Origin of the sequence: Methylobacterium oryzihabitans (assembly GCF_004004555.2) — a bacterium.
GTDB lineage: Bacteria > Pseudomonadota > Alphaproteobacteria > Rhizobiales > Beijerinckiaceae > Methylobacterium > Methylobacterium oryzihabitans.
On sequence record NZ_SACP01000011.1, the window covers coordinates 26,984 to 49,101 of the forward strand.

Annotated in this window: 19 protein-coding genes and 1 pseudogene; 15 read left to right on the forward strand and 5 right to left on the reverse strand. The window is 69.3% G+C overall.

The features are described 5' to 3' along the window. Positions 1–74: 74 nt before the first annotated feature. The 7 genes and pseudogenes from EOE48_RS29855 to EOE48_RS29860 all read left to right on the forward strand — a co-directional run. Complete coding sequence (locus tag EOE48_RS29855) at positions 75–386, forward strand: hypothetical protein (protein WP_127729494.1); 312 nt, start codon at positions 75–77, stop codon at positions 384–386. Between the two features lie 193 nt (positions 387–579). Continuing rightward, a complete protein-coding gene (locus EOE48_RS12625) occupies positions 580–1,917 on the forward strand; it encodes an ABC transporter substrate-binding protein (RefSeq protein WP_127729496.1) in 1,338 nt (445 codons plus the stop codon). A 10-nt stretch (positions 1,918–1,927) separates the two neighbouring features. Continuing rightward, on the forward strand, positions 1,928–2,866 hold the full coding sequence (locus EOE48_RS12630) for a carbohydrate ABC transporter permease (protein ID WP_127729498.1): 939 nt from the start codon (positions 1,928–1,930) through the stop codon (positions 2,864–2,866). Further along, complete coding sequence (locus tag EOE48_RS12635) at positions 2,863–3,684, forward strand: carbohydrate ABC transporter permease (RefSeq protein ID WP_127729500.1); 822 nt, start codon at positions 2,863–2,865, stop codon at positions 3,682–3,684. The genes EOE48_RS12630 and EOE48_RS12635 overlap by 4 nt, the downstream gene beginning before the upstream one ends. Before the next feature lie 158 nt (positions 3,685–3,842). Further along, the gene (locus tag EOE48_RS12640) at positions 3,843–5,468 is read left to right on the forward strand and encodes an acyl-CoA synthetase (protein WP_127729502.1); all 1,626 of its coding nucleotides are present in this window, start codon (positions 3,843–3,845) and stop codon (positions 5,466–5,468) included. Next, positions 5,465–6,124 carry a glutathione S-transferase family protein gene (locus tag EOE48_RS12645; protein WP_127729504.1) on the forward strand — a complete coding sequence of 220 codons (660 nt, stop codon included), beginning with the start codon at positions 5,465–5,467 and terminating at the stop codon, positions 6,122–6,124. Before EOE48_RS12640 ends, EOE48_RS12645 begins: the two co-directional genes overlap by 4 nt. 259 nt (positions 6,125–6,383) lie before the next feature. Further along, positions 6,384–6,434: pseudogene (locus EOE48_RS29860) on the forward strand (DUF2934 domain-containing protein); the annotation flags it as partial. A gap of 11 nt (positions 6,435–6,445) precedes the next feature. Here EOE48_RS29860 and EOE48_RS12650 read toward each other — a convergent pair. Next, on the reverse strand, positions 6,446–7,345 hold the full coding sequence (locus EOE48_RS12650; protein ID WP_127729506.1) for a DUF2147 domain-containing protein: 900 nt from the start codon (positions 7,343–7,345) through the stop codon (positions 6,446–6,448). A 428-nt stretch (positions 7,346–7,773) separates the two neighbouring features. Then, complete coding sequence (locus EOE48_RS12655; protein WP_127729507.1) at positions 7,774–9,159, reverse strand: deoxyribodipyrimidine photo-lyase; 1,386 nt, start codon at positions 9,157–9,159, stop codon at positions 7,774–7,776. Positions 9,160–9,533: 374 nt separating this feature from the next. On the opposite strand from EOE48_RS12655, the gene EOE48_RS12660 reads away from it, so the two are divergent. Then, entirely contained in the window at positions 9,534–11,054 is a 1,521-nt protein-coding gene (locus EOE48_RS12660; protein WP_127729508.1) for a Do family serine endopeptidase, read from the forward strand. Positions 11,055–11,544: 490 nt separating this feature from the next. Continuing rightward, positions 11,545–11,787, forward strand: a complete 243-nt coding sequence (locus tag EOE48_RS12665; RefSeq protein WP_127729509.1) for a hypothetical protein — start codon at positions 11,545–11,547, stop codon at positions 11,785–11,787. Between the two features lie 274 nt (positions 11,788–12,061). On the opposite strand, the gene EOE48_RS12670 is transcribed toward EOE48_RS12665, so the two are convergent. Beyond that, the gene (locus EOE48_RS12670; RefSeq protein ID WP_127729511.1) at positions 12,062–13,012 is read right to left on the reverse strand and encodes a hypothetical protein; all 951 of its coding nucleotides are present in this window, start codon (positions 13,010–13,012) and stop codon (positions 12,062–12,064) included. A gap of 293 nt (positions 13,013–13,305) precedes the next feature. On the opposite strand from EOE48_RS12670, the gene EOE48_RS29190 reads away from it, so the two are divergent. The 5 genes from EOE48_RS29190 (at position 13,306) to EOE48_RS12695 (ending at position 18,781) form a co-directional block, all read left to right on the forward strand. Then, entirely contained in the window at positions 13,306–13,800 is a 495-nt protein-coding gene (locus EOE48_RS29190) for a hypothetical protein (protein ID WP_187371403.1), read from the forward strand. 10 nt (positions 13,801–13,810) lie between these two features. Then, positions 13,811–14,698, forward strand: coding sequence for a 3-deoxy-8-phosphooctulonate synthase (kdsA, locus tag EOE48_RS12680; RefSeq protein WP_127729515.1), 888 nt, complete (start codon positions 13,811–13,813; stop codon positions 14,696–14,698). A 34-nt stretch (positions 14,699–14,732) separates the two neighbouring features. Next, the gene (locus tag EOE48_RS12685) at positions 14,733–15,914 is read left to right on the forward strand and encodes an MFS transporter (protein ID WP_127729517.1); all 1,182 of its coding nucleotides are present in this window, start codon (positions 14,733–14,735) and stop codon (positions 15,912–15,914) included. Positions 15,915–16,095: 181 nt separating this feature from the next. Further along, on the forward strand, positions 16,096–16,416 hold the full coding sequence (locus tag EOE48_RS12690; RefSeq protein WP_127729519.1) for a hypothetical protein: 321 nt from the start codon (positions 16,096–16,098) through the stop codon (positions 16,414–16,416). Between the two features lie 400 nt (positions 16,417–16,816). Further along, positions 16,817–18,781, forward strand: coding sequence for a hypothetical protein (locus tag EOE48_RS12695; RefSeq protein ID WP_127729521.1), 1,965 nt, complete (start codon positions 16,817–16,819; stop codon positions 18,779–18,781). Positions 18,782–18,946: 165 nt separating this feature from the next. Here EOE48_RS12695 and queF read toward each other — a convergent pair whose 3' ends face one another. Beyond that, a complete protein-coding gene (gene queF, locus EOE48_RS12700) occupies positions 18,947–19,399 on the reverse strand; it encodes a preQ(1) synthase (RefSeq protein ID WP_127729523.1) in 453 nt (150 codons plus the stop codon). 354 nt (positions 19,400–19,753) lie between these two features. Here queF and eno point away from each other — a divergent pair, with 354 nt between their 5' ends. Continuing rightward, entirely contained in the window at positions 19,754–21,034 is a 1,281-nt protein-coding gene (eno, locus tag EOE48_RS12705) for a phosphopyruvate hydratase (RefSeq protein WP_127729525.1), read from the forward strand. Positions 21,035–21,059: 25 nt separating this feature from the next. Here eno and EOE48_RS12710 read toward each other — a convergent pair whose 3' ends face one another. Beyond that, positions 21,060–21,980 carry a DMT family transporter gene (locus EOE48_RS12710; protein WP_127729527.1) on the reverse strand — a complete coding sequence of 307 codons (921 nt, stop codon included), beginning with the start codon at positions 21,978–21,980 and terminating at the stop codon, positions 21,060–21,062. Positions 21,981–22,118: the final 138 nt, after the last annotated feature.

Sequence of the window (22,118 nt, forward strand, 5' to 3'; positions counted from 1 at the left end):
CGCAAGGTCGTGGCGTTCTGCCACCGGAGGCGGACCGGTCGCCCCGGCCGCCGGAGAACCATGGAGGGAATTGGATGAAGATCGGTCTCGTTCTCGCGACCACGCTTCTCGCCGCGACCCCGGTCCTGGCCCAGACCGGCGCGCCCGCGCCGCGCGAGCCCGGCCCGCCGGTGCTGACGACCCCCGCAGTGCCGCCGACCGGCATCGTGCAGGGCGGCTCGCCCGACATCGCCAATTCGGGTCCGGCCTCGACCGGCACGCTCGCTCGCAGCGGCACCGGCGCCGACAACCTGTCCAACAACACCGCCGCGACCTCGAACTCCAGCGACCCCGCCCGGGCCATCCCCAATGTCGGCGGAGGCGGCGGAGGCGATTCCGGTCAGTAGACCCTGCCATTCCGGGCGGGAGCGGGCGGCGCCCGCCCGGGACAACCCCGCCCCGTCCATTGCTGCAGCTCCGGCCGCGCGCTAGGCTGACGCCCGACCCGCGACGCCAGCGGGGCGGCGGGCACCGGACGCGAGATCCGGCCCGCTCTCGACGAGCCAGCCCCGCCACAAGGGGCCGCGACAGGGTGGGAACATGAGCGATCTGCTGCGCCTCCGGCCGACCCGGCGGCACCTCCTCGCGACCGGCGCCGCCGCGGGCGCCCTCGGCCTCGCCGGCCTGCGCCCGGCCGCCGCGGCGGTCGACTGGAAGAAACATGCCGGCACCACCCTGGAGGTGAACCTCATCAAGGGCCCGCGCGGCGAGGTCCTGAACCGCCACGCCGCCGAGTTCACCGCGCTCACCGGCATCAAGGTCTCGTCGGAGCTGATCCCCGAGCAGCAGCAGCGCCAGAAGATCGTCATCGAGCTGACCTCGGGCCGGCCGAGCTTCGACGTGGTGCACCTGAGCTACCACGTCCAGAAGCGGCAGTTCGACAAGGCCGGCTGGCTCGCCGACCTCTCGGGCTACATGAAGAACCCGGCGATGACCGAGCCGTCGCTGACCGAGGCCGATTTCAGCGCCGCCGGGCTGACCTATGCCAGGACGCCGAACGGCGAGATGCGCTCGCTGCCGCTCTCGGTCGACTACTTCATCCTGTACTACAACAAGGAGCTTTTTCAGAAGAAGAACCTCGCCGTTCCGGCGACGTTCGACGACATGATGCGGGCGGCCGAGACCCTGACCGACCCGAAGGCCGGCACCTACGGCTTCGTCGGGCGGGGCCTGCGCAACGCCAACATGGCGTTCTGGGGCGCGCTGTTCCTCAACCACGGCGGCGAGTTCCTCGACGCCAGGGGCAACATCCTCACCGACGGCCCGGAGGCGGTCGAGGCGACCAAGTACTACCAGCGCCTGCTGAGCAAGACCGCGCCCCCCGGCGTCGTCGGCTTCAACTGGATGGAATCGATGGCCGCCTTCACCCAGGGGCGGGCGGCGATGTGGATCGACGGCGTCGGCTGGGCGCCGCCGCTGGAGGATCCCAACGCCTCGCGGGTCGTCGGCAAGGTCGGCTACGCGGTGGTGCCCAAGGGGCCGGCCGGGCAGTTCTCCGCCACCTACGGCGACGGCATCGGCGTCGCCCAGGCCAGCACGAAGAAGGAGGCGGCCTATCTCTACTGCCAGTGGGCGGTGTCGAAGCTGATGGGCGGGCGCCTGCTCCAGATCGGCGGCGGCGTGCCGTTCCGCGACTCGATCCTCAACGACGGCGAGGTCCAGTCCGGGCTGAAGATGCCGCGCGAATGGCTCGATTCGGCGATCGGCTCGGCGAAGATCAGCAAGCTCGGCCTGCCGGTGGTGGTGCCTGTGGCGGAGTTCCGCGACATCGTCGGCGCCGCCGTCACGGCAACTCTCTCGGGGGCGGACCCGGCGACCGAGCTCAAGAAGGCGACCGACCAGTACCGGCCGATCCTCGAACGCTCCGAGAAGGCGTGAGGCGCACGCCATGACCGGCCTCACCGCAACGAGCCGGGACGCCGGCCCGCAGGACCTGGCGGCCGAAGAGCCCGCCGCTCCGCGCTGGCGCGCCCCGGGCTACTGGCCCTTCGTGATCCCGGCCCTCGTCGTGGTCGTGGCCGTCATCGTGTTTCCGTGGGCCTTCACCCTGTGGATGAGCCTGCACGAGTGGAAGGTCGGCGCCGCGCCGGCCTTCGTCGGCCTGTCGAACTACGCGAGGCTTCCGGCCGATCCGCGCTTCCTCGACGCGGTGTGGCAGACCCTGCTCTACACCGCCCTGTCGGTGATCCTGCCGCTGATCCTCGGCACGCTCGCGGCCTGCGTGTTCCACGCCCGCTTCCCGCTGCGCGGCTTGCTGCGCGGCATCTTCATCCTGCCGATGATGGCGACGCCGGTCGCGATCGCGCTCGTCTGGACGATGATGTTCCATCCCCAGCTCGGGGTGCTGAACTATCTCCTCTCCCTCGTCGGCATCCCGGCCCAGCTCTGGGTTTTTCACCCGGCCACCGTGATCCCGTCGCTGGTCCTGGTCGAGACCTGGCAGTGGACGCCGCTCATCATGCTGATCGTGCTCGGGGGATTGGCGGCGATCCCGACCGAGCCCTACGAGAGCGCGCTCATCGATGGCGCCACCGTCTGGCAGGTGTTTCGCCACATCACCCTGCCGCTCATCGCCCCGTTCCTGTTCGTGGCGGCGATGATCCGGATGATCGACGCGGTGAAGAGCTTCGACATCATCTTCGCGATCACCCAGGGCGGGCCGGGCACGGCGTCGGAGACGATCAACATCTACCTCTACAGCGTCGCCTTCGCCTACTACGACGCCGGCTACGGCTCGGCGATCGCGGTGGTGTTCTTCCTCCTCATCGTGGCGCTCGCCGCTGCGCTGCTCGTCGTGCGCAGGCGGACGCAAGGGGCCACGGCATGACGCGGCGCCTCCTCAACCAGCTCGGGCTGCTGTTCGCCGGCCTCGTCGTCGTCTCGCCGGTGATCCTGTTCTTCGTCTGGATGCTGTCGCTCTCGGTCAAGTACGAGATCGACAACGCCTCCTATCCGCCGATCCTGATCCCCGAGCGGTTCGCCTGGAAGAACTACCTCGACGTGATCGAGTCGAACCGCTTCCCGACCTACTTCCTCAACAGCCTGATCGTCACCGGCACCGCGACCCTGCTCGCCCTCGTGGTCGGGGTGCCGGCGGGCTACGGCATCGCCCGGATGAAGGCCGCCAAGGCCGCGGTGGTGATCCTGGTCGCCCGCATCACCCCGGGCCTGTCCTACCTCATCCCGCTCTTCCTGCTGTTCCAGTGGATCGGGCTGCTCGGCACGCTGTGGCCGCAGATCGTCATCCACCTCGTCGTCACGGTGCCGATCGTGATCTGGATCATGATCGGCTATTTCGAGACCACGCCGATGGAATTGGAGGAGGCCGCGACCATCGACGGCGCCACCCGCTGGCAGGTGTTTCGCCACGTCGCGCTGCCGATCGCTAAGCCCGGCATCGCCGTGTCGATGATCCTCGCGGTGATCTTCTCCTGGAACAACTTCGTGTTCGGCATCGTGCTGGCCGGCCGCGAGACCCGCACCCTGCCGGTGGCGGTCTACAACATGATCTCGTTCGACCAGTTGAGCTGGGGACCGCTGGCGGCGGCAGCGCTCATCGTGACGCTGCCGGTGCTGGTGCTGACGGTGTTCGCCCAGCGCCAGATCGTCGCCGGGCTGACGGCGGGCGCGGTGAAGGGCGGGTAGGGCGCTGCCTCCGGTACCGTCGCGTTCCCCTCTCCCGCCCTGCTCCGCAGAGGGGGAAGGGTCGATCCCCGCGCCCGTTGACACCGGAAAACAAAAGAACGATCGTTCGAATACCAGGGCGGCCCAACCGCCCGGACGAACTCGGGAGCGGGACGCCGATGCTGCACCGTGCGGAGACCTACGAGGATCTCGTCGCCGGCTTCCGCTGGCGGATCCCCGCGTACTACAACATCGGCACCGACGTCTGCGACCGCCACGCCCCCGGCAACCCGCTGGCGCTGATCCACCTCGACGAGACCGGCCGCGCGCATCGCTACGGCTTCGACGACATCCGCCTCGCCTCCAACCGCTTCGCCAACGTGCTCGCCGCGCACGGGCTCGTCCGCGGCGACCGGCTCGCGGTGCTGCTGCCGCAGGCGCCCGAAACCGCCATCGCCCACGTCACCGGCTTTCGCGCCGGGCTCATCACCATCCCGCTCTTCACCCTGTTCGGGCCCGACGCCCTCGCCTACCGCCTCGGCAACAGCGGCGCCCGGGCGGTCGTCACCGACCGGGGCGGCGCCGCGATCCTCGCCACCCTGCGCGACCGGCTGCCGGAGCTGGAGCGGGTCTACTGCATCGACGGGCCCGGCGAGGGCGCGGAGGATTTCCACGCGCTCTGCGCCCGCGCCTCCGACGCCTTCGCGCCTCTCGACACCGCCGCCGACGACCCGGCGGTCATCATCTACACGTCCGGCACCACCGGCGACCCGAAGGGGGCGCTGCACGCCCACCGGGTGCTGCTCGGCCACCTGCCCGGCGTCGAGCTGCCGCAGGACTTCTTCCCGCAGCCCGGCGACCGGTTCTGGACCCCGGCGGACTGGGCGTGGATCGGCGGGCTGTTCGACGTGCTGCTGCCGTCCTGGCATCACGGCGTGCCGGTGGTCGCCCACCGCGCCCGCAAGTTCGACCCCGAGGCGGCGTTCCGGCTGATGGCCGAGCACGAGGTCCGCAACGTCTTCCTGCCGCCGACCGCCCTGAAGCTGATGCGGCAGGTCCGCAACGAGCGCCCGCCCGGCCTCGCGCTGCGCTCGGTCGGCAGCGGCGGCGAGAGCCTCGGCCAGGAGATCCTCGCCTGGGGCGAGGCGGTGCTCGGGCTCACCATCAACGAGTTCTACGGCCAGACCGAGTGCAACCTCGTCGCCTCGTCCTGCGCCGGGCTGTTCCCGGTCCGGCCCGGGGCGATCGGCCGGGCAGTGCCGGGCCACCAACTGCGCATCGTCGACGGCGAGGGCCGCGAGGTCCCGGACGGCACCCCCGGGCAGATCGGCATCCGCCGGCCCGACCCGGTGATGTTCCTCGGCTACTGGCGCAACGCGGCGGCGACCGAAAAGAAGTTCGCCGGCGAGTTCCTGCTCACCGGCGATCTCGGCCGGCGCGAGCCCGACGGCACGCTGTGGTTCGTCGGCCGCGACGACGACGTCATCACCTCCGGCGGCTACCGGATCGGCCCCGGCGAGATCGAGGATTGCCTCCTGCGCCACCCCGCGGTGGCGATGGCCGGGGTCGTCGGCGTGCCCGACCCGGTGCGGACCGAGATCGTCAAGGCGTTCATCGTGCTCAAGGACGGCGTCGCGCCCTCCGACGCGCTGGCGCGCGAGGTCCAGGACTTCGTCAAGACGCGGCTGGCCGCCCACGAATACCCGCGCCGCGTCGCCTTCGTGGACGCGCTGCCGATGACCGCGACCGGCAAGATCGTCCGCGGGGCGCTGCGCGAGATTCCCGACGAGGCGGAGGCCGGATGAAGCTCTATCACTGCGTCGGTGCCCGCTCGTTCCGGCCGCTCTGGGCGCTGGAGGAGATCGGGCTGCCCTACGAGCTGGCGATGCTGCCGTTCCCGCCCCGCGCCCACACCAAGGCGTATTTCGCGGTCAACCCGCTCGGGACGATCCCGGCGCTGGACGACGGCGGCACGATCCTCACGGAATCGGCGGCGATCTGCGAGTATCTCGCGGCGCGCCACAGCCCGGGCGAGCTCGGCGTGCGGCCCGACGAGCCGGATTTCGGCCGCTACCTCAACGGCCTGCATTTCGGCGAGGCGACCCTGACCTTCCCGCAGACGCTCGTGCTGCGCTACGGCCGGTTCGAGCCGCCGGAGCGGCGCGCACCGCAGATCGTCGCCGATTACGGACGCTGGTTCCAGTCGCGCCTGCGCGCCTTCGCGGAGGTCCTCGGCGAGCGGGAGACGGTCTGCGCCGGCCGCTTCACCGCCGCCGACATCAGCATCGGCTACGCCCTGCTGCTGGCCGAGTTCACCGGCCTCGCGGACGGGATGCCGGAGCCCATCCGGGCCTATTGGGAGCGGCTGAAGGCCCGGCCCGGCTACCGCCGCGCCATCGACGCCGAGGCGCGCGCGGCGACCGCCCAGGGGGTGTCCGACCGGTCGGCCCCGCTCGGGTGATACGATTTCCGGACGATTCGTTCCGGAAATCGTATCACAGCCCCCGCGGCGGAGCCGAAGGCTCCGCACGCCTGAGCGAAGCCGAAATCCGCATCGCGAAGCGATTGCGCAGCAATCGCCACGATCCCGCAGGGATCGCCGAGCGATCAATCGGATTTCGTATGAGGCCCGGCGATTTCAAGTTTTCTTAACCACGCCCGCCCATCGTCGGTCCGACCGCGAGATCGAGGAGGTGTGCGTGGATCACAGCAAGCACAGCGTGCGCGAGCGTGCCTACGCGCTCTGGGAGCGCGACGGCTGCATTCCGGGCCGCAACGAGCATTACTGGAACATGGCCGAGCGCGAGCTGCAGGCCGAGCGGGACGCGGCAGCGCAGCCCGTGACCGCAGGCGAGGCTCCGGTCGTGGCCGCCGTCGAAGCCCCGGCCGAGACCAAGACGGCCAGTGCCCGCGCGGCGCGCAAGCCGAAGGCGCCGGTCGCCGAGGCCGCCGCTCCCGCCCGCAAGGCGGCCACCAAGGCGCCCCAGACCGCCGCGGCCGTCGTCGCGGCCAAGGCCGGCGCGCCGCGCCGCCGCCAGACCGCCACCGGAATCGTCTCGCACTGAGGCGGGGCGGCGGGAGCCGGGGCCGGAGGCGTGGCGGCGGCCTTCGCCTTCTGGGCCGCCGGCGTGCCGGTGGTCGCGGCCGCCTTGGGCGCCCATTCGCGGTCGGCCCGGGGGCCACCCGGGGCGTTGGTGGCGGCCTGGAGCTGGCCCGGGACGACATCGGCGACGCGCTCCCAGGTCTGCGAGCCGCAGAACACCGCCAGCATGCAGCCCTTGACCGAGAGGCGCGACTCGCTCTCGCTCCAGACCGTGACCTCGTAGGACTTGCCGTTGTCGGCGTTGTAGACGGTGCCCTCGTAGCGCCCTTCGGCGTTCGGCTTCAGCCCGAGCAGCAACTGGTGCCCGAGCACCGCCCGGTCGTGCTTCTTGGCGTCCGGGTTGGACACGTCGAGCCGCGGCTTGCCGGCATCGTCGTTCGGCTTCTTCATCCACACGACGTAGCCGCACAGGTGCTGGTTCTGCGGGCCGCAATGCTCGGTGCGCACGCGGGCGCGGCCGTCCTCGGTCGCCCAGATGCCGATCGGCTCGGCGGCCTGCGCCCGGCACAGCCCGATGCCGGAGGCCGAGGCGAGGCCGACGAGCGCGGCGGTCGTCAGGCGCGTGATGAACTGTGACATGAAGGGTCCCGTCGTCTCAGGGGAGGGGGCAGCGGCCTCCGGGCACCGCGGACGGCCCGGTCGCGGGCCGGCGGATCGGTTCGGGGACAGCCTTGGCACCGGATCCGTGGCCAAATTCCGGCGGGACGGATGATCCGCCCGCTCGATCCCTCAGGCGAACCACAGGTGAAGCACGGTATTGACCGACAGGGCGGCGAGCGTCAGCGGCCACAGGGCCTTGGTCAGACAGGTCATCCAGGAAGTCTTCCGTTTCCGCCCGCGACGCTCCGAGATCGCCCGGCCGGCCGCGCGTCGGCGCGCGATCACCCCCGGGGCGCTTGGTAATGAACGTTCATTTTCATGGCAAGCCGAAATCATGGCAAGTCGAAATCATGGCAAGCCGGATCCGGCTCCCGCGAGGCCGCCCGGTGGGTTCGCGCACGCCGCCCTCACGCTTCGGCGGCGCAGAGCTCGTCCACGGCGCGCAGATACGCCTCGGCGTCGAACTTCCGCAGGGTGTTGGCGCTGAGGTAGCGCACCGTCCCGAAGATCCTGCGGCGCGCCCACGGCCGGTCGTGCAGGCCGAACACCCAGGCGACGTTGGTGAAGGAGTTCGGGTCGCGCCCGTCGAGGAAGTAGCGGTTGTTGAGCGCCAGCGTGCGCCGGAACGCCTCCTCGGGCGAGGGCGACCATTCGAGGATCTTCTTGCCCCAGTACATCCGCATGTGGTTGTGCATGTAGCCGGTCTCGCGCATCTCGCGCATCGCGGCGTTCCAGTGGCGGTCATGGGTGCGGCCCTCGGCCAGCGCCGCCTCGTCGTAGAGGGGGTCGCGCGGGTCGCCGGCCTGCTCGGCCAGGGTCTTGCGCGCCCAGTCCGGCACCGCCGACTCGTAGCGGTCGTAATGCGCGGTGTGCTCGACGTGGTTCATCGCGAGCTCGCGCCGGACGATCAGCTCCTCGAGGAATGCCGCCTTGTCCTCGTCGCCGCCGGCCTTCGCCGCCCGGACCTTCAGCGCCACCGCCACCGGCGAGACCTGCCCGAAATGCAGGTACGGGCTCAGGTGCGAGGCCGCCCCCGCCTCGGGCCGCCCGCGCACGGTGCCGTAATCCCGGAACGGCCCGGCGAGGTAGGCGTCGAGCCGGTCCATCGCCTCGTCCTCGCCGCCGCGGAACCGGCGCACCGGCGCGACGCTGCGGTCGAGGGTCATGGCGGCGAGCGCCGCCTCGGGGTCCGACACGTCGAGGTCGCTCGCCAGATCGAGGCCGTCGGCCCGGTGCTTCACCCGGCGCGGGCGCAGGGGCTCCAGATACGCGTCCCAGTGCCGGTGGAGCTTCGGCCGCAGGGTGCGGGCGGCGAATTCGTGCTTGGTCGAGGCCACGTCGACCGGCACCACCACGTCGCCCTCGACCTGGACGAGGCGGCCGTCGTAGCCCTCGCGGATCGCGGCGTACCACTGCTTCTGGATCGCGAGATAGCCGCGGTCGAGCACCAGCATCGCGGCCTCGCCCGCGAGCGCCAGGGCCGCCTGCGCCGGCGTGCCGCGGCGCAGCACGAAGGCGATCCCGCGCCGCTCCAGCCCGGCCTTCGCTTGGGCGAGGCCCTGGAGCAGGAAGGCGTAGTGGCGGGCATTGGCCTCGGGGAAGTGCCGGCCGCCGTCGAGGAGCCCGAACGCCGCCACCACCGGCAGGCCGAGGCGGTTGCCCTCCTCGATCGCGAGTTCGAGGGCCGGGTTGTCGCGGCTGCGCGTCGCCTGCTGCATCAGGTACAGCACGTAGGCGCCCGGCCGCGGCTCCATGTCGGCCAGAACCCGGATCCGTCCCGCCTGAATCGCCATCGCGTGCTCTCCCCGAGGGAAGAGCTAGAGCGTTCCGCAATGCCGGGGAGGACCCGGTCCGGCGCTGCGACAAAAACCGGCAGCGCTGCCAGCGATTGCGCCTTGCCATCGCGCCGCAGCAAGCTATCTTATTGCAGTGCGGGACGGCGATGGCGTCGCGGTCCCGCTGCCCTCCTTGGGCGTTTCCTCCCTAGACTTCGGGCCGCTCGCAAGAGCGGCCCTTTTTCTTGGCTGCGATCTGTCCTGGCCGCTCCCGGGCGCACCTGACGAAACCGTAATCCTCGGGCCACGGGCCGGTCAGGCCCGATCTCCATACTGGCGACATTCACCGGCCGCGCCGCGGCCCCGACGACGCCCCCGGAGAGCAGACCCCGATGTCCAAGCCCGTTCCGACCACCCGCTTCCACCGCCGTGCCCTGGCCTCCGTCGCGGTCGCGACCCTGGTCGCGACGGGCGCCCTCGGCACCGCCTTCATCGAGCCGAGCGCGCCGGCCTTCGCCCAGGCGCTGCCGCAGACCCCGATCACCACGCCCGATCACCCGCCAGGCAGCTTCGCGCCGGTCGTCAACCGGGTGAAGCCCGGGGTGGTCTCGGTCAAGGTCAGCCTGAAGGACGATGCCGGCGACGAGGACGGCGCGGCCCCGCAGGCCCAGGCCGTGCCGCCGCAGCTGCGCGAGTTCTTCCGCCGCTTCGGCGAGGGCGCGCCGGGCATGCAGCAGCGCCAGAACCGCGGCGGCGGCGGCGCCCAGGGCTCGGGCTTCTTCATCTCGGCCGACGGCTACGTCGTCACCAACAACCACGTCGTCGCCAACGCCAAGTCGGTCCAGGTCACCCTCGACGACGGCCGCACCCTCGACGCCAAGGTGGTGGGCACCGACCCGAAGACCGACCTCGCGCTGCTGAAGGTCACCGAGGGCGGCAACTTCCCGTTCGTGAAGCTCGCCCGCGGCGCGCCGCAGGTCGGCGACTGGGTGGTGGCGATCGGCAACCCGTTCGGCCTCGGCGGCACGGTCACCGCCGGCATCGTCTCGGCCCGCGGCCGCGACATCGGCGCCGGTCCCTACGACGACTTCCTGCAGATCGACGCGCCGATCAACAAGGGTAATTCGGGCGGGCCGACCTTCAACGTCTCGGGCGAGGTCGTCGGCGTCAACACCGCGATCGCCTCGCCGTCCGGCGGCAATGTCGGCCTCGCCTTCGCGATCCCGTCCGAGACCGTGCAGGCGGTGGTCGACCAGCTCCGGGCCGACGGCAAGGTCGCCCGCGGCTATCTCGGCATCCAGATCCAGCCGGTGACGAAGGACATCGCCGAGAGCCTCGGCCTCGACAAGGCGAAGGGTGCGCTGGTCGACAGCGCCCAGAGCGACACCCCGGCGGCCAAGGCCGGCCTGAAGTCGGGCGACGTGATCCAGCAGGTCAACGGCGAGGCGGTCGCCGACGCCCGCGAGCTGTCGCGCAAGATCGCCTCGCTCAAGCCCGGCACCAAGGTCGAGCTGACCTATTTGCGCGGTGGCAGGTCCGACACCGCCCAGGTGACCCTCGGCACGCTGCCGAACGAGGCCAAGGTGGCGAGCCGCGACGATCGCGGCAGCGGCCGCGGCGAGGGCCAGCCGCGGCTGGGCCTCGGCCTCGCCCCGGCCGACGCGGTCGGGGCCGGCCGGGAAGGCGTCGCGGTGGTGAGCGTCGATCCCGACGGCCCGGCGGCGGCCAAGGGCATCCAGGAGGGCGACATCATCCTCGACGTCGGCGGCCAGCCGGTCTCGACCCTGTCGGATGTCGCCGGCCGCATCCGCGCCGCCGAGTCCGACGGCCGCAAGGCGATCCTGATGCGGGTCAGGAACGACAAGGGCACCCGCTTCGTCGCGGTCGCGCTCCAGAAGAGCAGCAACGGCTGATCCGCCACGGATCGCAGCCATCCCGGCCGGCGCCGTCCCTCCCGGGGCGGCGCCGGACCTGTCTCAGAGCATGTCTGATGGGATTTCCGCACGATCAGTTACGGGAATCGTACCACGAGCCCGCGCGGTGGAGTCGAAGGCTCCACACGCTTGAGCGAAGACGATTTTCGCACAGCGACAGCGACTGCAACGCAGTCGCCGAGCGATCAACCTGATGTTGTATCAGTGGTGGTCGATCATAGTGATCGCGGGAAGCACCCATTTCCCGGACGACTGAAGCGTCAGCGGAAGGAGATCCGGGATCCAGACGTCAGATGTGCCGCGCAGCGGCTCTGCCTGTCAGCACTGTCGCAGTCTCCGGACGCTTCGCGACTTATCCTGCTGGATCCCGGATCTCCTTCCACTGCGTTCCAGTCGTCCGGGAAAGAGCGGCCCGTTCTTTAAACCAGGAGTCGAACAGGCTCTCAACCTGACTCGTGCCGCGCTCTCGGTGGGCTGGGGCACCAACACCCCCGACCAGGCGCTGTCGCTCGAACAGGCGCAGAACTACTGGTACCACTGGCTGATGGCGCTGCCGCGGGGCGAGGCGCTCGTACGGCGCGACCGCCGCGCCTTCACGCGCCCCATCTGGACGATCTGGAATCCCGGCTGGCCGGTCCCGGCCGAGGCGTTCGCCACGACCGCGGCGTCGTTCGACAACCCCGACTGGGCCGACGTGACGCTGCATTCCTAGCGCTCGCGCCGGGGCCACGCCGCCGCGGACCCGACCTGCGCCGACCTGGAGCGGCGGCTCGCGGCGGCACTGGTCATCCGCGCGCCGACGCTGGTGCTGCACGGCGGCGGCGACCCGTGCAACGATCCCGCGACCTCCGCCGGCAAGGACCGGTTCTTCGACGGTCCCTACCGCCCGGTCGTCCTGCCGGGCCTCGGCCATGCCCCACAGCGGCAGGCGCCGGACGCCGTCCTGGCGGAACTGGTCCCGTTCCTCGCCTCGGCCGGGCGGTCGATCAGTACCGGCAGAACGCTGCCAGCCGCTGACCCGAGACCCGGCCGCGGGAGATCCCGTCCGTGCGCAGGCGCTCGCCGTCCAGGGCGAGGAAGGTCGGATTCTCGACCAGGGTGTAGCGCAGCCGCTCCAGCGGCAGGCCGTACTGCGCGGCCCAGAGCCGGGCGGCGTCGCAGAACGCGCGCCGGGTGCCGGGCCCGTAGCGCGCCGGGTCGAGAACCGGCGCGGTGGCGGGCGCGCCGAAGGCCCGGCTGCGGAAGCCGCCGAGCAGGCCGGGGCGGCCGTCGCGGATCGAGAAGGCCGCCCCGGATTCGACCCCGACCGCGCCGACCCGGTCCGGCGGCAGCGTGCTCACCGTCCAGGCGACCGGCTGGTCGGCGAGCACCACCACGGCCCGGTCCGGTGCCCCGGTCAGGTCGAGGGAGAGGCGGCGGTAATCGCCGGGATCGGCCGCGCTCCCGGGTTCGGTGTCCGCCGCCAGGGCCGGGTTCGGCGCGGTGAAGACGAGGCCGACGAGGTCGAGCCACGCCGCCGAGCCGGCGACCCGGTCCGGGTGGGCGGTCCAGCCGATCAGCGTGCGCATCTGCGACCCGCGCTCGGCGGCGACGTCCGGGGTCAGGATCGCGCCGCGCAGGGCGGGCGGGTCCTCCGACGCGGCGACGCGGGCGGTGGCCGTCTCGGCCGGGGCCGGCACCTCGACGGCCAGCGGACCCGCCCGCGCGGGCGCCGCCTCCCGCACCGGCGGGGCCTCGCGCACCGGTGCGGCGTCCCGCGGCGGGGTCGCATCGGGGATCCGGGCCGGCGGGGTGTCGGGAGCGCGGGCCGGCGGCGGAGAGGCGGTGGGCGCGACAGGGCGGCGGCCGATCACGCCGATGCGGGGATCGAACAGCAGGATCGGGACGAGCGGAATCGCCAGCGCGACACCGGCCGCGAGCCAGATCAGATGCCGCACCTTGCCCTCGCGCTCACGGCGGTCCGCTCCTCTCGGCGTCCGACGCCGCGGCGCCGGCATCGGGAACGCAGGATCGATGATCGGCAGGGATCGCCCCTGCGGTTCCGACGCCGCGCGTCGCCGGGATGATCGCCGCGGCAGCCTTAACCGGAAGTGTATCGCCCCGCACGCGAACCCGGCAGCCACCGGCCCGGGTTCCGCACAGGTTCACGCGGGGTCAGTCTACCGAGGCCGCGACGTCGGCGCACGGCCCCGCGATTGAACGCGCCGGCGAACGATGCTCAGGTCGCCCCATGACCAGACCCGTCCTGACCGGCCCCGTCGCGGCGGCGCTTCTCCTCCTGGCGGGCGGCCCCGCCCGGGCCGATGCCTGCGACGCCCTCGCGGGGCGCGTCGTGACGACGACCGGCGCCGCTCTGGCCGGCCGCACCGGCGCCACGGTGGCGTTCGGTGCCGCCGACGCCGACCTGATGCTCCTCGACTGCCGGGCGCCGGCGCGGATCGTCCTGCGCTGGCGCTCCGCCGATCCTCACCCGCGCGGCTTCGTCCTCGTCGGGCTGGCGGCACGGGCGCTGGCCGGCGGGCGCGCCGGGGAGGCCGGGGCCCTGGCGCTCGCCCTCCACCGGGCCGCGGCGGCGGGTGGGGCGGTCAGGGCAGGGCGGGCAGGGGCGGCCGAGATCCGCTGCGGGCCTGGCCCGGCGGAGCCGTTCGCCACCGCCTGCCTCGTGCGCCGGGCGCCGCTCCGGCCGGCGCGAAACCGCCTTTCCGCGGGCCCCGATCGGCGCTAAGGCTCGCGCCATGTCGAACGATTCCCCGTCCGCCGGTCCCGTGGTCGCCATCGGCCCGGTGCGCTTCGCCAACCACCTGCCGCTGAGCCTGATCGCCGGGCCGTGCCAGATGGAGAGCCGCAGCCACGCCCTCGAGACCGCCGCGGCGCTCCGAGAGATCTGCGCCGGCCTCGGGCTCGGGCTGGTGTACAAGTCGTCCTTCGACAAGGCCAACCGCACCTCGGCCGGCTCGGCCCGCGGCCTCGGGCTCGCCCAGGCGCTGCCGATCTTCGCCGAGATCCGCGAGAGCCTCGGCCTGCCGGTTCTCACCGACGTGCACGACGCCGCCCAGTGCGCGCCCGTGGCCGAGGCGGTCGACGTGCTGCAGATCCCCGCCTTCCTGTGCCGCCAGACCGACCTGCTGCTCGCCGCCGCCGCGACCGGCCGGGCGGTCAACGTCAAGAAGGGGCAGTTCCTCGCCCCCTGGGACATGGCCCACGTCGCCGCCAAGCTGACCGGCGCCGGCAACGACCGGGTGCTGCTGACCGAGCGCGGCGCCTCGTTCGGCTACAACACCCTGGTCTCCGACATGCGCGCGCTGCCGATCATGGCGCGGGTGAGCGGCGGGCTGCCGGTGGTGTTCGACGCCACCCACTCGGTGCAGCAGCCCGGCGGGCAGGGCGCCACCTCCGGCGGCCAGCGCGAGTTCGTGCCGGTGCTGGCGCGGGCGGCGGCGGCGGTCGGCGTCGCCGGCCTGTTCATCGAGACCCACGAGGATCCCGACCGGGCGCCCTCGGACGGTCCCAACATGGTGCCGCTGCGCGAGATGCCGGCGCTGCTGGCCGACCTCGTCGCCTTCGACGCGCTGGCCAAGCGCCGGCCGGTCCACGAAGGCGCCCCCCGGACCGCCGGCGCCTGACGACGCCCCGGACACGCTCCATGACCGCGACGGCATGACCGCGACGGCCGCCCCCGCCCGCCTGCTCGCCATCCTGGCGGCCGGGGGGTTCGCCAGCACCTTCGCGGGGCGGATCGCCGAGCCGCTGGTCGGGGTGCTGGCCCGCGACTTCTCCGCCGACCCGGCCCGCGTCGCCCTGCTGTCGGCGGCCTTCGCGCTGCCCTACGCGCTGATCCAGCCGGTGCTCGGCCCGTTCGGCGACGCGCTCGGCAAGGAGCGGGTGATGGCGAGCTGCCTCGGCATCCTCGCCCTGTCGCTCGCCGCGAGCGTCGCCTGCACCGGCATCGGCATGCTGTTTGCCCTGCGCATCGTGTCGGGCGCCGCCGCCGGCGGCGTGATCCCGCTCGCGCTGGCGATGATCGGCGACCGCATCCCGATGGCGAGCCGGCAGGTGGCGATCGGCCGCTTCCTGTTCGCGGTGATCTTCGGCCAGCTCGCCGGCTCGACCGTGTCCGGGCTGGTCGAGGGCGCGCTCGGCTGGCGCGGCGTGTTCGCGCTCACGACCGCGATCGCGGTGGCGGGCGGCCTCGCGGTGGTGCTCGGCTTCGCGCGGGCGCTGCGCGCCCCGGCCGGTCGCTTCGCCCTGGCGCCGGCGATCGAGCGCTACCGGACGATCCTGGCCAATCCCCGCGCCCGGCTGCTGTTCGGCGCCGTCTTCGTCGAGGCGATCGCGGTGTTCGGGATCTTCCCGCACCTCGCCCATCTCATCGAGGCGCGCGGCGAGGGCGGTCCGCGGGAGGCCGGCCTGACGCTCGCCGGCTTCGCCCTCGGCGGGCTCGCCTACACGCTCCTCGTCGGCCTGATGGTGCGCTTCCTCGGCCAGACCCGGATGCTGGCGACCGGCGGCCTCGTCTGCGCCGGGGCGCTGCTCGCGGTCGGGCTCGCCGGCGACTGGACCCTCGACGCCGCCGCCCTGATGGCGCTCGGCCTCGGCTTCTACATGCTGCACAACACCTTCCAGACCCAGGTGACCGAGGTCGCGCCCCAGGCCCGGGCCTCGGCGGTGGCGCTGCACGCCTGCTCGTTCTTCTGCGGGCAGGCGATCGGGGTCGCGGTGCTGGGATTCGGCCTCGCCACCCTCGGGCAGTTCGGGGCGCTGGCGGCCTGCGCCGTGCTCATCGCGGTCCTCGGCTTCATCACCGCGCGACGCCTCGCCCCGCCGGCGCGGGTCGGATGAACCGCCACTGAATGCCCGCGATGATCTCGCCAAGATCATCGCGCCGCCCGTGACCGTTTCCCGCCGTGCTCGTCAGGTCGATCCGGCACCCGGTGTCGGCCGGCGGCCGGGAAAAGCCGGAACCACCTTGCCGCCGCGGCGTTGCCGTCTCCGAATGGGTTCACACCAACAGGAGACTGCGATGCGCAAGCTCGCCCTCATCTCTGCTCTCACCCTGTCGGTCGGCGCCATGGCGGCCGTGTCCACCGAGGCTCAGGCCCAGGGTTACGGCTACGGCCGCGGCGGCGGCTACGGTCACGGCTACGGCCGCCACTACGACGGCGGCCGCCCCTACGCCTATGGCCCGCGCCGCCGGGGCATCTCGCCGGGCGCCGCGGTCGGGCTCGGCATCGCCGGCGTCGCTGCCGGTGCGATCGCGGCCGACGCGGCCCGCCGCAACGGCTATGGCTACGGCTACAGCCGTCCGGCCCCGGGCTACGGTTATTACGGCTACGGCTACTGAGCTTCCCAAAGCTCAGATCGATCGACCAAGAACGGCTGGCTCGGGCTCCCGAGCCAGCCGTTCTTGGTGTGAACATTTCAACGGTCTGAACTCATCTCTGCAAGACGAGAGTGGGTTGGAATTGCAATTTCAAATTTCTCGTACGCGATTGTTGCGGAATTTGCTTTGCAACGACGTTCTCAACCCGTGTCTTTATGCCGCGATACTCTGACTAAATGGATCGTGAAGCACATCAGCAATACGCCAACTCTGGTCGAGCGCAGTTGCATCTGAATCGAAGCCGCTCTCCGCCAAAAGACGCCCGTTCGTAGTCGCAACTAAAAATTAATTAAAAATTTAGCTTGCCAGTAGAAGCGTTCGTTGCGACAAACGGCAGTCTTCACGAGGTGACATCCAAGTCATGGAAATCGGATGGCTGGCTGGCGGCTTCGTGCTGGGATGGTGGCTTCGGCAGCTGTTTTATGGATCCATCCAAAAACTGTCACAGAAAGATCATCTAAAAAAATTTACTTTCGCAGTCGCAGTATTTGCACTATTCGGCCATTCGGCGTTCAGTTACTTTGATTTATATTACGCAAAGTTCTATCATATAATTTCTTATATGTACAACTATAAATTTTACTTTATTTTGCTTGGGTCGATTGCTGGTTATGCCTGCAACAAGACACGCATAGTGCTGACCAGTTCCGCCTCGAAGGTATTTGACGCCGTCATTAACGAAAAGGCGTGGGTCATCCAGTGTATCATTGTGATTCTCGTGGCCACAACCTCAATACTGATTGTCAATCCGAGCCTTCTTGACAAGCTCGAATCCATAAAAGCGGGAAGCTTCGAAGCCAAATTGAACCCATCCGCCCTATCGACCCGAGATGCAATCCGTACCAATCTGTCGGTTTTCAGCGCGGAGAACACAATTGGTGCATATGCGAATTTTTCCAAGATTTATTTAAATAACGAGCGCCTGAACATCCGCCTGTCTGATGAATCCGGCATCGACGTACAGCGTTTCAGGATCCTCGAAATACTCATGCTTCATTACGTCGAGCCATTTGCCCGGATCGTACGATGCCTTGAGGCGGCCCAAGGGCATCATCATCTTTCGCAAGATCCAGACCTTATGCGGCTCATCAGCTTGCTACGTGGCGATATGCTCATAAGCCTCAAGGCCGATAGAAATTTTTTTGATGAAACGTCTTGGAAGGCTAAACTCGCCATATTCAGGTCCATAATTTCAAAATCATTCAAAGATACTATTCCATTAATTGCAGCAGAATCATTGATGGAACAATGCAATGGCCTAGAAGAGCCAGCCATAATCAAAAACGACCTTACGGCAAATCACAGCAACCAACTATATACTCTATCAGAACAAGCACGAATGATTCTCAAAAAACAAGTAGCCGCGAACAAAAATTCGTACATCGACCATTACATTGTCTCTGCATTTGGCGATCTGATCCGATTTTCATTTGGTCATACAGAAAAAAGCGAATTCTATGCGCGTGTACTTGATTTCTACCCGACCGGTGAGGATTTGATGATGACCTCTCCTGGCCTGATCAACTTGTATTATCAAAGCGCAACATCAAAATTGCGGTCGAACTTATATTGGCCTCTCGAATCCAAAATCGGCGACCTTAATGAAGCATCTCGCGGCAGCGAACAAATTGTCACTCATGCGCGTGCTCAGATGAAAAAACTCGGCACGTACACGGAGGGCAGCGCTTACGCGAAAGATCTGCTTGCGACAAATTGCAAGAAACGCGGCACTTATATCAGAGGACCGTCCCCGCATGAAAGTCAAGCCAAGGTGGAGTGCCCGGAGAGCTTGAAAGATATGATCCGAGAATATGAGAGCGTCGCAAATTTATATACCGTAATCAAATTCTACATAAACTCCATGTACTTGGAGACATACAATCTGTATATTCTATCAGGCAACAGCTTCCCGGAGGCTGAACGGGGCAAGTGGGAAAGACCCTACAAATATCTGGAGTCAGTCCTCAATGCGCAAAGAGCTCATCGGCCGGCCACGATTGTTCGTCTAAATAAAAATCTTGATCTTGGAAAGACAAGCATCCTCGAAAGTATGACTTTCGATAATGAAGTCTTCTCTCAGAATCCGTCGGTGCACGCCGCACAAACATTTGACGCTATGTTCGCAATGGCGCTGAGCTCAATATTTCTAACTGAGAAAAATGGACGTTCGCCAGCTGAAGCGTGCGCGATCGGAAGATCTTACGTCATCGACGCGCGAGAGGTCGCAATCAACAACAAGCTGTTTTCAGGAACCCCCGCCGACAAGGCACGCTGGACCGGAGCCCTCGATCTGGTCGAGTCACGGCTCCGGGCCTCGTGCGGATGATCAAATCGGCCCACCCGCAGCACCTGCACCGGCGTAAGCGAGGCTGGTCCAGGCAACCAGCTGTAGCAGGGAGAAGATGGCGATCCTTAATAAAGACATAGCAAAACCTCCGAAGCTGTGGGACCTCTATCATACACGCTGGAAGCCTGCGGTTCCAGAGAATGCTCAGCCCCGCGCGCGATACGGCGGCACGCCCTGGTCCGGCAGCCATACCGATTGCGGCGGCGTGCCGGTCTGCCAGAACACGTCGATCGGGATGCCGCCGCGCGGATACCAGTAGCCGCCGATGCGCAGGTAGCGCGGCTCCAGCAGCGCGGTCAGCCGGCGGCCGATCCCGACGGTACAATCCTCGTGGAAGGCGCCGTGATCGCGGAAGGCGTGCAGGTACAGCTTCAGCGACTTCGACTCGACCAGCCAGCGGTCGGGCACGTAGTCGATCACCAGGATCGCGAAATCGGGCTGGCCGGTGACCGGGCACAGCGAGGTGAATTCCGGCGCGGTGAACCGCGCGAGGTAGTCGGTGTCCGGGTGCGGGTTCGGCACCCGGTCGAGCTGGGCCTCGTCCGGCGAGCGGGGCAGGGCGGTCGCGCGCCCGAGTTGCAGGGTCTCTTCGGTCATGCCCCGGATATAGGCCGCCGCGCCGCGGCACGGAACCGTGCCCGGCCGGGATCTACGACCCAGGACAATCGCTTCAGCGATTGTCCTGCGGTCGCCCGCAGGGCGACGCTGCATGGCGGGCGCGAAGAGCGCCCCCGCGGAGCGGGTTCGAGGGGACGAATGTCCGCTCGAACACAGAGCGGAGCGAAAGCCAAGTGAGCGGATGCGAACGCCGGCGCCTGAGGCCAAGCGGGAATCCAGGGCAATCGCTCTGAAGCGATTGCCCTGATCTACGACCTGCGGGCGCTTGCCGCGCGCGTCATCTTGGCCGATAAGCCCGCCGGAACGGCAGCCTGCCCGAGAGATCGAACCTCCATGACTGCGATCACCAACATCGCCGCCCGCCAGATCCTCGACAGCCGGGGCAATCCGACCATCGAGGTCGATGTCCTGCTGGAGGATGGCTCCTTCGGCCGTGCCGCCGTGCCCTCGGGCGCCTCGACCGGCGCCCACGAGGCGGTGGAGCTGCGCGACGGCGACAAGTCCCGCTACGGCGGCAAGGGCGTGCTGAAGGCGGTCGCGGCGGTCAACGGTGAGATCCTCGACGCCATCGGTGGCATGGAGGCCGAGGATCAGGTCGCGGTCGACGAGGCGATGATCGAGCTCGACGGCACGCCCAACAAGGCGCGGCTCGGCGCCAACGCGATCCTCGGCGTCTCGCTCGCGGTCGCCAAGGCCGCCGCCGAGGCCTCGGGCCTGCCGCTCTACCGCTACGTCGGCGGCACCCAGGCCCGCGTGCTGCCGGTGCCGATGATGAACATCATCAACGGCGGCGCGCACGCCGACAACCCGATCGACTTCCAGGAATTCATGATCATGCCGGTGGGCGCCGAGTCGCTCGCCGACGCGGTGCGGATGGGCGCCGAGGTGTTCCACACCCTCAAGGGCGCGCTCAAGAAAGCCGGCCACAACACCAATGTCGGCGACGAGGGCGGCTTCGCCCCGAACCTCCCCTCGGCCGAGGCGGCCCTGGACTTCGTGATGGAGTCGATCCGCGCCGCCGGCTACGAGCCCGGGAAGGACATGGTGCTGGCGCTCGACTGCGCCGCGACCGAGTTCTTCAAGAACGGCACGTACATCTACGAGGGCGAGGGCCAGACCCGCGACCCCGCCGCCCAGGCCGCCTACCTCGCCAAGCTCGTCGATTCCTACCCGATCCGCTCGATCGAGGACGGCATGTCGGAGGACGACTGGGAGGGCTGGAAGGCGCTCACCGACGCCGTCGGCGACCGCTGCCAGCTCGTCGGCGACGACCTGTTCGTCACCAACGTCGCGCGGCTGTCGCAGGGCATCGCCAGCGGCACCGCCAACTCGATCCTGGTCAAGGTCAACCAGATCGGCTCGCTGACCGAGACGCTGGCCGCCGTCGACATGGCCCACCGCGCCGGCTACACCGCGGTGATGTCGCACCGCTCTGGCGAGACCGAGGACGCGACCATCGCCGACCTCGCCGTCGCGACCAATTGCGGGCAGATCAAGACCGGCTCGCTCGCCCGCTCCGACCGGCTCGCCAAGTACAACCAGCTCATCCGCATCGAGGAGGGGCTGGGCCCGCAGGCCCGCTACGCCGGCCGCGCGGCGCTCAAGGCGCTCTGAGGCGCCCCCCGGGACGCTCCCCCCACTATCGCTCCGACGAGGCCGCCTCCGGGCGGCCTTTTCCGTTGCGGGCGAACAGGCCCCGCGGCGCGAACACCACGACGTTGCCGGCCAGCACCGCCGCGAAGCCGAGGGCGGCGAGCGGCGTCACCCGGTAGCCCTCGACCGCGATCGAGATCGCCAGGGCGACGACCGGGAACAGCACGGTCATGTAGGCCGCCTTCTCGGGCCCGAGGCGGTGGACGACGGTGAGATAGCTCGTGAAGGCGATCACCGAGCCGGGGATCGCGAGGTAGAGGAGCGACCCGACATAGACCGGCGACGGGTCGAAGCCGAACGGCACCCCGAGGGCGAGGGACACCGCCGCGACCAGAGCGGCGCCGTAGAGCATCCCGTAGGCGTTCACGGTCCCGACGGTGAGCCCGTGGCGCTGGTTGCGGGCCGAGACGAGGTTGCCGGCCGAGAAGAACCAGGTGCCGAGCACCGCCAGGCCGAGGCCCACGACCGTGTCGCCGCCGAGCGCGGCGCCCGCGACCGCGTCCCGGAACAGCAGCAGGATGCCGGCGAGCCCGATCACCGCCCCGGCCACGAGGCGGGCCGAGGGGCGGCGGCGGTGAAACAGGTAGGCGTTGGCGATGTTGAAGATCGTCGCGGCCGAGAACACCACCGAGAGGATCCCGCTCGCGATGGTGCGGGTGGCGAGATAGAAGCAGACGAAGTTACACGAGAACAGGCACAGGGCCTGGAGCACGACGTAGGGCTGCTGGCGCCACGGGATCGGCTGGAGCCGCCGGGTGAGCGCGAGGGCGGCGAACAGGACGGCGCCCGCGAGGGCGAAGCGGTAGACGATCGACGCCTCGAAGGCGACCGGGCCGAGCTGGCCCTTGATGGCGATCCAGGTCGTGCCCCAGATCAGGACGGTCAGGACATAGTAGACGGCGGTCACGGGCGAGGTTCCGAGGCGGGGCGCCGGTTATGGACCCGTTTTCCGCGCCGGGCTTGCGGTTTCCGGCCGCGCCTTTGTCGATTCTTGGGCTTTTCTCACCCGGCCGGTTGCCGGCGGCGCCGGCGGGCTTCTACTGTC